The sequence below is a fragment of the Enterococcus sp. DIV1206 genome, assembly GCF_051712485.1.
GTDB lineage: Bacteria > Bacillota > Bacilli > Lactobacillales > Enterococcaceae > Enterococcus > Enterococcus faecalis.
In genome coordinates this window covers 2,811,587-2,823,298 of record NZ_JBIOOZ010000001.1, presented here as the reverse complement: position 1 = coordinate 2,823,298, position 11,712 = coordinate 2,811,587, and the positions used below count along the sequence as shown (strand labels likewise).

At 39.5% G+C, this 11,712-nt stretch carries 13 protein-coding genes; 8 read left to right on the top strand and 5 right to left on the bottom strand.

The window, feature by feature from the left end:
• Window positions 1-4 precede the first annotated feature (4 nt).
• Together IGK86_RS13945 and gor are read left to right on the top strand one after the other, a co-directional pair.
• Window positions 5-403 carry a hypothetical protein gene (locus tag IGK86_RS13945; protein ID WP_002411275.1) on the top strand — a complete coding sequence of 133 codons (399 nt, stop codon included), beginning with the start codon at window positions 5-7 and terminating at the stop codon, window positions 401-403.
• Between the two features lie 86 nt (window positions 404-489).
• The gene (gor, locus tag IGK86_RS13940) at window positions 490-1,839 is read left to right on the top strand and encodes a glutathione-disulfide reductase (RefSeq protein WP_002354732.1); all 1,350 of its coding nucleotides are present in this window, start codon (window positions 490-492) and stop codon (window positions 1,837-1,839) included.
• Between the two features lie 114 nt (window positions 1,840-1,953).
• Here gor and IGK86_RS13935 read toward each other — a convergent pair whose 3' ends face one another.
• Window positions 1,954-2,727: a helix-turn-helix domain-containing protein gene (locus IGK86_RS13935; protein WP_016617644.1), complete on the bottom strand. Its 774-nt coding sequence runs from the start codon at window positions 2,725-2,727 to the stop codon at window positions 1,954-1,956.
• A 177-nt stretch (window positions 2,728-2,904) separates the two neighbouring features.
• Between IGK86_RS13935 and folB the strand changes: the two genes are divergently transcribed.
• The 5 genes from folB to folP are packed head-to-tail and all read left to right on the top strand — an operon-like array spanning window position 2,905 to window position 5,697.
• Window positions 2,905-3,267 carry a dihydroneopterin aldolase gene (gene folB, locus IGK86_RS13930; RefSeq protein WP_002354733.1) on the top strand — a complete coding sequence of 121 codons (363 nt, stop codon included), beginning with the start codon at window positions 2,905-2,907 and terminating at the stop codon, window positions 3,265-3,267.
• Window positions 3,268-3,753 (top strand): 2-amino-4-hydroxy-6-hydroxymethyldihydropteridine diphosphokinase, encoded by a 486-nt coding sequence (folK, locus tag IGK86_RS13925; RefSeq protein ID WP_010778032.1) that lies wholly within the window; start codon window positions 3,268-3,270, stop codon window positions 3,751-3,753.
• A complete protein-coding gene (gene folE / locus IGK86_RS13920; RefSeq protein ID WP_002381007.1) occupies window positions 3,747-4,316 on the top strand; it encodes a GTP cyclohydrolase I FolE in 570 nt (189 codons plus the stop codon). The genes folK and folE overlap by 7 nt, the downstream gene beginning before the upstream one ends.
• 3 nt (window positions 4,317-4,319) lie before the next feature.
• Window positions 4,320-4,913, top strand: coding sequence for a non-canonical purine NTP pyrophosphatase (locus IGK86_RS13915; protein WP_010713670.1), 594 nt, complete (start codon window positions 4,320-4,322; stop codon window positions 4,911-4,913).
• A complete protein-coding gene (folP, locus tag IGK86_RS13910) occupies window positions 4,906-5,697 on the top strand; it encodes a dihydropteroate synthase (RefSeq protein WP_010713671.1) in 792 nt (263 codons plus the stop codon). Before IGK86_RS13915 ends, folP begins: the two co-directional genes overlap by 8 nt.
• A 540-nt stretch (window positions 5,698-6,237) precedes the next feature.
• On the opposite strand, the gene IGK86_RS13905 is transcribed toward folP, so the two are convergent.
• From IGK86_RS13905 to IGK86_RS13890, 4 genes are all read right to left on the bottom strand, one after another.
• A complete protein-coding gene (locus tag IGK86_RS13905) occupies window positions 6,238-7,224 on the bottom strand; it encodes a polyprenyl synthetase family protein (RefSeq protein ID WP_002358954.1) in 987 nt (328 codons plus the stop codon).
• 37 nt (window positions 7,225-7,261) lie between these two features.
• The gene (locus tag IGK86_RS13900) at window positions 7,262-7,819 is read right to left on the bottom strand and encodes a Gx transporter family protein (RefSeq protein WP_002354743.1); all 558 of its coding nucleotides are present in this window, start codon (window positions 7,817-7,819) and stop codon (window positions 7,262-7,264) included.
• Window positions 7,820-7,830: 11 nt separating this feature from the next.
• Window positions 7,831-8,253, bottom strand: a complete 423-nt coding sequence (locus IGK86_RS13895; protein WP_002358956.1) for a NusG domain II-containing protein — start codon at window positions 8,251-8,253, stop codon at window positions 7,831-7,833.
• 217 nt (window positions 8,254-8,470) lie between these two features.
• A complete protein-coding gene (locus IGK86_RS13890) occupies window positions 8,471-10,417 on the bottom strand; it encodes an NAD(P)/FAD-dependent oxidoreductase (RefSeq protein ID WP_002354747.1) in 1,947 nt (648 codons plus the stop codon).
• A 277-nt stretch (window positions 10,418-10,694) separates the two neighbouring features.
• Between IGK86_RS13890 and pplA the strand changes: the two genes are divergently transcribed.
• Complete coding sequence (pplA, locus tag IGK86_RS13885; RefSeq protein ID WP_002367507.1) at window positions 10,695-11,624, top strand: extracellular electron transfer flavoprotein PplA; 930 nt, start codon at window positions 10,695-10,697, stop codon at window positions 11,622-11,624.
• The last annotated feature ends 88 nt before the right edge of the window (window positions 11,625-11,712 follow it).

Here is an 11,712-nt window from a genome sequence, read left to right as displayed (position 1 = left end):
AACTATGGCTAAATTATTCGCCTACCAAATTGGTCAAAACCCTCGTATTCAAACGGACCTTTTGGTAGATCCTCAGCTGTTTGAAGATGAGCATGGCTGTATGGGTGCAGTGGGCTTCGGGTTAGCAGATTGTGTTCAAACAGGAATGTTTACAGATATTGAAGTGATAAAACGGTATCTTCACGAAGCAACCTACGTTTTTATTAATGGTGACTTTGACCGACTAAGTTATTTAGAAATTGGGATTGCACTTTCCTTAGGCAAAACACTTTACGTCATTACAATGAACCCAAACGTAACCAAAGAAGATTTAGGAATTCCCTTCGACAATGCTACGATTGAATTCCTTTCCCCCAGCGCTTTTATGGAACGAATCCATAAAACAGAAGCAGCAGAAAACTAAACAAAAGTAAGTAATACGACTGTCTTTTTTTGCTATTTTTTGCGATAATAAAGGAGAAAGTTCAAATTGAAAGGGAGCCAGAATAAATGAAAACCTATGATTATATTGTTATTGGTGGCGGTAGTGGCGGGATTGCTTCTGCTAACCGCGCAGGAATGCACGGAGCTAACGTCCTTTTAATTGAGGGCAACGAAATTGGTGGGACCTGTGTCAACGTTGGTTGTGTGCCTAAAAAAGTCATGTGGCAAGCCAGCAGCATGATGGAAATGATGGAAAGAGACACAGCAGGCTATGGGTTTGATGTTGAAATCAAAAATTTTAGCTTTAAACAATTAGTTGAAAATCGTGAAAAATATATCGACTTCTTACATGGTGCGTATAATCGTGGTTTAGACAGTAACAACATTGAACGTATCCATGGTTACGCTACGTTTACTGGGGAGCAAACAATTGAAGTCAATGGGACAGAATATACGGCGCCGCACATTTTAATCGCGACAGGTGGTCGTCCGAAAAAACTAGGTATTCCAGGAGAAGAATATGCCTTAGATTCAAACGGCTTCTTTGCGTTAGAAGAAATGCCAAAACGTGTGGTCTTTGTCGGTGCGGGTTACATCGCAGCCGAATTAGCAGGAACCTTACATGGCTTAGGCGCAGAAACACATTGGGCCTTCCGTCATGAACGACCATTACGAAGCTTTGATGACATGCTTTCTGAAAAAGTCGTAGAACGCTATCAAGAAATGGGCATGCAAATTCATCCGAATGCAACACCAGCTAAAATTGAAAAAACGGCGCAGAATGAGTACGTTATTACATTTGAAAATGGTGAATCAATCACGACAGATGCCGTGATTTTCGGGACAGGCCGTCAGCCGAACACGGATCAATTAGGCTTAGAAAATACGAAAGTAGCCCTTGATGAAAAAGGCTACGTCAAAGTAGATAAATTCCAAAATACCACACAAAATGGCATCTACGCAGTCGGCGATGTCATTGGGAAAATCGACTTAACGCCAGTCGCGATTGCCGCTGGTCGGCGCCTGTCTGAACGCTTATTTAACGGACAAACCGATTTATATCTGGATTATAACTTGGTGCCAACGGTGGTCTTTACCCATCCACCAGTTGCGACAATTGGTTTGACGGAAAAAGCAGCGCTTGAAGAATATGGTGAAGACCAAGTGAAAATCTATCGCTCTAGCTTTACGCCAATGTACTTCGCTTTAGGAGAATACCGTCAAAAATGCGACATGAAATTAATCTGTGTCGGTAAAGAAGAAAAAATTGTCGGTTTGCATGGCATCGGCATCGGTGTTGACGAAATGCTACAAGGCTTTGCAGTCGCTATTAAAATGGGTGCGACCAAAGCAGATTTTGATAATACTGTTGCGATTCATCCAACAGGCTCAGAAGAATTTGTAACAATGCGATAAAAGGAGAATAAACCCCGAAAAAGAGCGTTGCATTAGCAACGCTCTTTTTTGAATACACGAGTTATTTCATTCAATTTATAACCAATTGGGTGCTGACAAACGTGATGAAATTAGCTATTTTCTATTATCAGTTGCAACATTTTTTTCATTAAAATGTTGATATAAGGAAGTATCAGAAACGAGTAATTCAATGATTTCAGATTTATCTATAATAGTAATTCTTTGTCGAGATAAAAACGCAATAAATTGTGGTAAAAATCTTTTGGCATAGATATCTAAATATAACTTTGTGGTTTGATTATTATAGGTGACTAGTAAGTAAAAATAGTCGGGACTACTATCAAAAGCGGACGCTCTTATCTTTTTGGTATAAATGATTTCTATGGATTCAATTTCAGAATAAGGAATTTTTATTTGTGTAGAACTGTTTTTTATGCATTCAATGATTTTCAGAATCGGGTTTCTGGAGAATTGATGGACCATAATATCTTGTTGGTTAATTATCCAATAATCTGAAAAGATGATTGGAAAAACTAAAAGTAGACCGATAAATATGATTGCACTAAACAACCAAAAAGGTTGATAACCAAAACCAGTAAGTAGCAAAGAGAAACAAGTCCAAACAATACAAAATAAAATTCCTTTTTTTAGATTATAAATTTTTCCAACAACTTGGGGCTTTTTAAAATAAGGACTACCTTGGATTAGCTCATCAATAGAAATATTGTATAAATCAGAAAGCATCAGTAAATTATCAATTGAAGGGATGGATTGTCCAGTTTCCCATTTGGAAACAGCTTGTGTAGTGACATGTAATTTTTGGGCAATTTGTTCTTGCGTATAGTGATTATTTATTCTCCGTGTTTTTAAAATAGTTTGGATTAACATTATTCGTTACCTCCTTGATTTTAGAGTAGTCTATTCCGCTATATGTTTCAATCAACTAGTGGTTGATAAGCAAATAATTGCTATTAAATAAACAATAACATCTTTTAACTACTGACTTTTCCAAGAAATATGCTATGATTAAAAAAATCAGCAAAACAGAGGGTAGGGAGTTAGAGGATGGATAAAATTAGAATCAACAACTTGAAATTTTTCACAAAAAATGGTGTTTTGGCAGAAGAAAAACGTCTAGGACAGCAAGTAGAAATCGACCTTGAAATGCAGTTGTCGCTAGCCGAGGCAGGGCGAACAGATGATGTCACCCAAACTGTCAATTATGCCGAAGTGAATGAATTGATTGCCCAACGAGTAAACAATCACTCGTACGATTTAATCGAAGGTTTAGCGAGTGCTATTTTAGATGATATTTCTGCAGATTATCAAGAACAATTGAACAAAATTATCATTAAAATTAGAAAATATAGTGTGCCGATGCCCGGCCTTTTTGACAATATTGAAATTGAAATGGAGCGAGAAGTATAGATGATTGGCTATGTAGCATTAGGTAGTAACGTCGGCGATCCGTACGCAAATTTAGTGAAAGCCCGCAATTATTTAAACGAAGACCCGCAGATTCAGGTCGTGGCTTCTTCAAAACTTTATGAAACGGATCCTTACGGTTATACAGACCAAGATGATTTTTTGAACGCCGTATTGAAAATTGATACTAGCTATACCGCTGAAGAGTTATTGGCTGTTACCCAAGGGATTGAGCAAGCAATGAAACGTAAAAAATTAATTCACTGGGGTCCGCGGATTATTGATATTGATATTTTATTATTAGGGGAGCAGTCAGTCACGTTGCCCCACTTACAAGTTCCTCATCAAGAATTAACAAAACGGTCATTTGTTTTGATTCCCTTAAGTGATGTTTACGCAGAGGAACAACTATTGGGCACGCCAATAGCTACGTGGATTCAGCGCAGTGGCAATCAAGAAGAAGTGCGAGTAAGCGAAAAGGAATGGTAGAGATGGAGCAGGAAAAACAAGCGCAAATTGAGCAGGCAGTTACCACAATCTTAGAAGCAGTGGGGGAAGATACTCAACGGTCAGGACTCATTGATACACCCAAACGTGTAGCTAAAATGTATGCAGAAGTTTTTAGTGGATTAACCGAACCTGAATTTGACGATTATAAATTATTTGATAGCTTAAATGAAGGCGAAATGGTTCTAGTAAAAGATATTGCCTTTTATTCAATGTGTGAACACCATTTATTGCCATTTTATGGAAAAGTACATGTCGCTTATCTGCCAGAAGGTGGCAAAGTATTGGGACTAAGCAAGTTACCAAGATTAGTAGAACATTGTGCCAAACGTCCCACAGTTCAAGAAGATTTAACAGTGACAATTGCCCGCAAACTTCAAGAAAATATTCCCGTTAAAGGCATTGCAGTAGCCATTGAAGCGGAACATATGTGTATGACGATGCGCGGCGTGAAAACACCACAAAGTAGCACCAAAACATTTCAATTTACCGGACTATTTAAAGAACAAGAGTGGAAAAATCAATTTTTAATGGAGATACGTTAGAAAATGGAAATTATTGTTGGCACGAATAACCAAGGTAAGTTAAAAGAAATGCAATCAGGACTTAAGGACCCCGCTATTCAACTTGTCTCTTATCGAAAGTATACAACCAGTCAAGAACAACCTGCAGAAACTGGCACTACGTATGCTGAAAATGCTTATCTAAAAGCTCGCTTTTTCCAACAATTAATTGGCCGCCCAGTGTTAGGTGATGATGGCGGCTTAACGTTAACTGCTTTTCCTGATTTATTAGGTATTCATACAAGCCGCTTTTTCCATTCAGCCAATCCGGAAGAACAGAACCGCGAACTGTTGCACTTATTTGAAGGGCGACAGTCGACTCGAGAGTTAACCTTATCAGCCACGTTGGTCTATGTACTCGATGACGACAAACTGTTGCAAACGGAAGCCACTTTGACTGGTGAATTAGTTGAACCGCACGGTACAGGTGGTTATGGCTTTGATCCGATTATTTATTTACCAGATCGAGGCAAAACCTTAGCGGAGTTGTCCACGAGTGAACGAATGAAGATAAGTCCTAGAATGCGGGCTTTACGAAAGATGATTCAGCAGATAAAGGAGCAATGTGACAATGATTGATTTAAAAAAGAATTACCAAATTATGGGGATTGTCAACACGACCCCCGACTCTTTTTCTGATGGCGGTAGCTACACAACGGTCGACGTGGCCTATCAACATGCGCTTCATCTACTAGAAGCGGGGGCCGATATTTTAGACATTGGCGGCCAATCCACACGTCCTGGCTACGAAGAAGTTTCTCCACAAGTTGAGGTAGACCGAGTATTACCATTAATAAAAAAAATACGTGAGACTTCTCTAGCGCCGATTTCTGTGGATACCTACTATCCCGAAGTAGCAGAAGCCGCGATCCAAGCTGGCGCCACAATGATTAATGACATCAAAGGATTAGACACTCCGAGGATGGCAGAAGTCCTCGCACAATATCCTGAAGTCCAAGTTGTGATTATGCATTCTAGAAAACGCCAATCGCTTTCTTTAAAAGAAGAGTTGCACCAATTTTATACAGAAAAAATTGAACAATGCCAAAAATATGGGCTTTCCTTAGAAAAAATTTGTTTCGATCCAGGGATTGGCTTTCATAAAACTGTCGCAGAAAACCTTCAACTGTTAAAAGATCCTAACGCCTTTCGCTACCAAGATTATCCGTTACTATACGGCGTTTCTCGCAAACGAACCATCGGCGCTTTAACGAACGAACCAGAACCAGCCAACCGTGATTTTGGCTCAGCCGCTGCTTCCTTGTATGCAGCACAACAAGGCGTAGAAATTTTACGTGTTCATAATGTCCAAGGCTTAAAACAAACATTTGATGTCTGGCGAGCATTGTCGGAGAAGGAGTAAGGGCGGAGCAATAGACTAAACAGACCGACCATCAAAAAAGATGGTCGGTCTGTTTAGTCTAAAAAATTTTAGTTGGCTGAATCGTTTTATCCCAGTAAACGGTGCGCGATTTTTATTACAAAAGAAAGCGGCTGTTGAATAATCAGGAAAGTAAGCGTATTCTAGGAAGGTACAAATGTGTTATACTACACAAGTAGGAAGTTTATGACGGTGGCAATTTCTCAAAAAAAGGGGGACTGCCAATGTTTTTGCTTGTTTGCTCTTTCCCTAGAAAGGAATAGTAGTGACTGTCTTTGAAGCATTGATGCTTGCGATTGCTTTCGCAACATTAATTGTCAAAATCAGTAATAAAAACGACAAAAAATAAACCCGTCATAACTTTTAGCGAAGATTGACGGGTTTATTTATCCACAATTAAAGCTACCGTCTTAAACGGTCTACCAGAGAGCGTATGTCTAGTACGCTCTCTTCGTTTTTATTATACCAAGGTATCACCTAAAAAGCTAGCCGCTAAATCCTCAATAGGATCCAGCGGCTTTTTTAATTTTCTCTTGTCAAAATCGTTTGTGTAATTTCATACAATTGTTCTTTCGCTTGGGCCTTTGTTTCAGGAAGTTTGCTGATTTCTTTCAGCGCTTTTTCTGTGTAATGAGTGGCTAATTGTTGGGCCTTTTCTACGCCACCTAGTTCATGGACAAGACGATAAATTTCCTGTGTTTCTTCATCGGTCAAGGCTTCTTTTTTCATTAAAAGTGGCAACAAGACTTCACGATTGGCTTCAAGTGCATAAATCAAGGGCAAAGAATACACGCCTTGACGTACGTCTTCTAAGACGGGTTTGCCGATAGCGTCAGCAGTTTGTGTATAGTCCAAAATATCATCAATAATTTGAAAAGCCAGTCCGATATTTTCGCCGATTTCACCACAACGTTTGGCAAAACGTTGGGAGGTGCCACTTTCATAGGCACCGACAAAACAACTTAGCGCAAACAGTTCCGCAGTTTTCCCGGAAATATTTTTTAAATATTGGTCAATCGTTACCTCGAAATTATAGCGATTGTCCATTTGACCAAGCTCACCAGTCAGGACTTTTTCCATACTGCGCGAATTTAATTGAATGCTTTTTAATGAAGAAGAATAATCAGATAAGAGCTTGAAACAGCAAACAAAAAGATAATCGCCTGTATACACGGCTGTGCTATTCCCAAAGCGCGAACGCAATGTTGGCAAGCCACGACGCGTATCGGCTTCGTCGACAATATCGTCGTGAACTAACGTGGCGGTATGCAGTAATTCAATGGAAGCCGCTAACGCTGTCGCCTTTTTAGGGTCCCGCTGTTCACCAAAATAAGAGAACAACAGTTGGTAGGCTGGACGTAGCAATTTGCCGCCAGAATGAATCATGTCATGGACAGCAGCTTGAATCTCTTGATTATCGATTTGAACCGCTTGTTCCATCAAGCGAAGAGTAGTTGTTAATTCTTTTGATAACGTAGGATAGGTATTCCACATAGGATGTATATTCATAAGATGACTCCTTTAATTGTGGCGGACAGGTTTTCAATTAGAAAAATTGACTCCACTTATGTTTCGTTGTTTGTTCATAATTCAGTTGGAATTTTCGTAACGTCTGGACATGTTGTAGTAAATAATTAGCGGCAATCCCAATGGCAATCCCTGAGAGTAACCCAAACAGAGATAAAAATGGTAAGTACAGCATCGGCGCCCACGAATGAGCAAAGAAAGAGGTCGTTAGCAACTGACCAACGTTGTGTAAGAAACCACCAACGGCACTAATCCCGATAATGCTGACCCGTTTTGGCCCCAGCTGCTTGACAAGCAACATGCCGAAATAACTTAATAAGGCACCACTGGCACTATAGAAAAAGGTCGAAAGTGTACCGCCCAGTAATGTCGTTAAAATCAAACGTAAACAGACTAGGAAAAAACTATCACGCTTACGCATGGTGAAAATCGCAATAATGGTAATTAAATTTGCTAGACCGAGCTTTGCCCCAGGAGCAAATGCGAAAGGGTAAGGAATCATATTTTCGATTAAACCAATAATGACCCCTTGGGCAACGAGCATAGCAATATAAATATTCTTGTGTAATTTGCTCATAGTTGTCGTGCTTAATAAATTAAGCTACCGTCTTCACTCCCATCAGAAGCTTCCACGGTGATAAACAAATTGTGGGGTAGACAGGCAATCGGGGTTTCACCAGGTTTGGAAATCCAGCCTCGCCGAACATCCACTAAGTCAGCACAGTTGGCTTCCTTCACGCGGATACGATCACCATCTACTTCAATCAGGTTGTAATCACCGTCTTTTGCTTCGTATTTATATGTATAATGCGGGCCGTCCTTTTTTAAGTCAAAGACTTTGATTACTTTGTTGTCTACTTTCAAGACTGCTTGATACGTAGCCGCTTCTTGACCACGGTTTTGCATGGCAAAAACAACAAGGGGCAGAAAAGAACCAAGAACTAAAACAGCAATAATAATAACGTCCCATGTTTTCAAGCGACTTTTCTTAATGAATTCTTTGATCGTCATTTTCTTCTCTCTCCTTTGGTGTTTTTTTCTTGTCTATCATAACATAATGAACGGAAAAGAAGTATTCTTTTCCAGTTGAGCCACCATATTATATAAAAGAAAATATGTGGGACAAAAGTCATGCTTGACTGCTGTCCCACATACTAAATCCTATGATAGTCAGCTGGAGACATGTGTCTCAGCTTTTGCTCGTAGTTGTCAATCGATGATCGATTGCTTACTTACCGCCGTATCTAGCTTTCGGGGTACCATACCACGCTTTACCAAGTTTGCGTTGAATCCATGGAATTACCCAGCGGTCTAAACCGACAGCACGGCCTGAACCGTTCATCAAAGCAAAAGCGACAAAGATAAACCAGATATTTACCCAATAGAACATGCCAGATAAACAGAAGGCAATTGTTAAACCAATTGTAGCAGCACTTGATAACCAAGTGAATAAACCAGCAATCAATGCTAAAGCAATACATACTTCAACGATTGTCATGAATTTTTGCATGAACAAAGCAACTTCTTGGTTTGGCATCATAAATTTCATTACGCTTTCGAACCATTTAGGCATGTGATCAAACACTTGCATTGGTGTTTCGCCGTAAGCGTAGCTTAAACCAAAGTGCGCTGCTTGTGTTGCCGCATCGGCACCACCGCTTGCCGCCGCATCCGCCGCACCACTTGCAGCAGTTGTTGCTGTTTCAGTTGCTTGAGAAGCACCTGTTGTTACTTGTTCTTGTAACCAAGGGAATGGGAAAACGACTTTATCTGTGAACCAAGAACCATCACCAAACCAAGTGCTTGGTTTCAAGTAATCGCCGTTGCCGACAATTTTCTTCATTGATTCGACTAACCAAACCATACCATAGAAGACACGTAGCGGAACACTCCACAAGACATTGCCGTAACGAGACGTATGTCCGCGAGCAACAGAACGATCATCTTTAATATGGAAGATTTCGTGCATAATGTATTGGAACATGTAGTAACCAGAACGAATATCAAAGAAGTATTTCAAGTTAACGATATGTTTCATAATGATGGCTAAGAAACCACTCAAATGAATTTTATCGAATAAGTTGGCAACGCCCCATTTCGCGCCGATGGAAACCATGAATCCTTGGTAGTTTCCTTTAAAGGCGTGTTTTTCGCCGCCTTTAATATCTGCAACGATGTTGGCAGCCGCAGTATGACCTGTTTGTTCAGCTGCTTGAACGATTTGAGGAGTTGGTGTGTTTGGTGTTTCTTCGTAATAAACCAAGTCACCAATGATATAAATGTTTTTGTCTTCGTAACCTTTTGCTTGCATGTATTCATTCGCAACTAAACGACTACCACGGGCTGCTTCTAAACCAAAGTCAGCGGCATCAGAAGTTGCTTTCACACCAGCTGTCCAGATTAACGTATGCGTTGGTACTTCAGAACCATCTTTTAATTTAATGTGATCTGCTGCAACTTCAACGATTGGTGAGTTCAATAATAATTGAACATTTTTCTTTTCTAGATAACGTTCTGCTTTGGCAGCATCGTTACGAGATAACATGTTTAAGATGGTTGGCATTGCTTCAACAACCATTAATGTAATTTCGTCTGGATCAATTTTGGCATCTTTCGCTAAACGATCTTTCCAGTCGATTAATTCGCCGACCATTTCGATCCCAGTAAAACCAGAACCACAGACAACGAATGTTAACATTGCTTTGCGTACTTCAGCATCTGGTTCGATGGCTGCTTTAGCAACGGTTGCTTCAATGTGATGACGAATTTTCACTGCGTCATCAAATGACCATAAGGTGAAACCATTTTCTTTCACGCCTGGTGTTCCAAAGTCGTTTGGTTCGCCACCCATACCCAGAATTAACTGGTCAAATGGATAAGAACCTGCTAAAGTTTTCACAACTTTGTTTTCTTTGTCGATCCCAGTAACAGTATCTGTTACCAATTTTACGTTTTTCTTGCGTGAGAACAAACGTTGTAAGTCGTATTGAATTGCTTCTGGTTCAACACGTCCGCCTGCTACTTCATGCAATTCGGTCATCATAGTGTGGTAAGAATGGCGATCAATCAATGTGATTGTTACGTCCGTATCTTTTTTAAATTTCTTTGCTAGAAATTTAGTAGCTGAAACGCCAGCATACCCAGCACCTACAACGACAATATTTTGCTTTGTCATTGACAATCCGCTCCTTAATATTGTAAGTAGTAAAATAGTGATAATGATTAATAAGTACACAATCGACTAACATTATATAAGTATTTCACGAATTTGTCTAATATAAATTTTAATTGTCAACAAATTTACTCCAACGATGAGTTTTTGATGAAAAAAAGACCGAAATGTAAATATTTTTAGGGGATGGTCTTGACAACGTTTTTAAAACCATTATAATGTGTAATGTATCACAAACTTTTGATGTTTGTGAAAATCAGGAAAGAAAAGGTGACTATCAATGAAAGTGAATAAATTTGTTAAAGGTTTTGCGGCAATTGCATTATTTAGTTTAGTATTAGCAGGCTGTGGCGCAGACAAGAAAGACAACACAACGAACTCTTCTAGCGCAGCATCTTCAGAAACGAAAAAATCAACTGAATCATCAGCACCAGCGAAAAAAGTTGCCGGTGGCGATTTAAAAGATGGTACGTATAAATTAGAAGAAAAAAATGAAAAAAATGGTTACCGTGCAGTCTTTGAAATGACTGTAAAAGACGGCAAAATCACTGAATCTAAATATGACAACATCAATGCTGACGGCAAATCTAAAACAGAAGACACTAAGTATGAAGAAAGCATGAAAGCAAAATCTGGTGTTGGACCAAAAGAATACATCAAACAATTAAACGATTCTTTTGTTAAAGCACAAAGCGCAAGCGGTGTGGAAGTAGTAACTGGTGCGACTCATTCATCTGAATCATTCCAAAACTACGCACAACAATTAATCCAAGCAGCACAAGCTGGTAACACAGACACAATCGAAATCGACAATGGGGCAACATTGAAAGATGGTACGTACTCATTGAAAGAAAAAAATGACTCAAACGGCTACCACACAACATTCTCAATGACTGTGAAAGATGGTAAAGTGACTGAATCTAACTACGATAACGTGAACGCTGACGGTAAATCTAAAAAAGATGACACTGAATACGAAAGCAAAATGAAAGACGTTACTGGCGTTGGACCAAAAGAATATATCGAAACATTAAACAAAGAATTTGTTAAAGCAATGGGCGAAGAAGACGGCTCACCTGCAGGTGTTGAAGTGGTAACTGGTGCAACACACAGCACACATTCATTCATCAACTACGCACAACAATTAGTGAACGCTGCTGAAAAAGGCGACACAACTGAAATCGTTGTTGACAACATCGTAACAAAATAAGTAATAATAAATGAATCGTGAAGTAGTTTCTGAAACGCTTTTCAGCAATTACTTGACACCATTGAGGGGTTGGGAAAAAGTCGGTTGG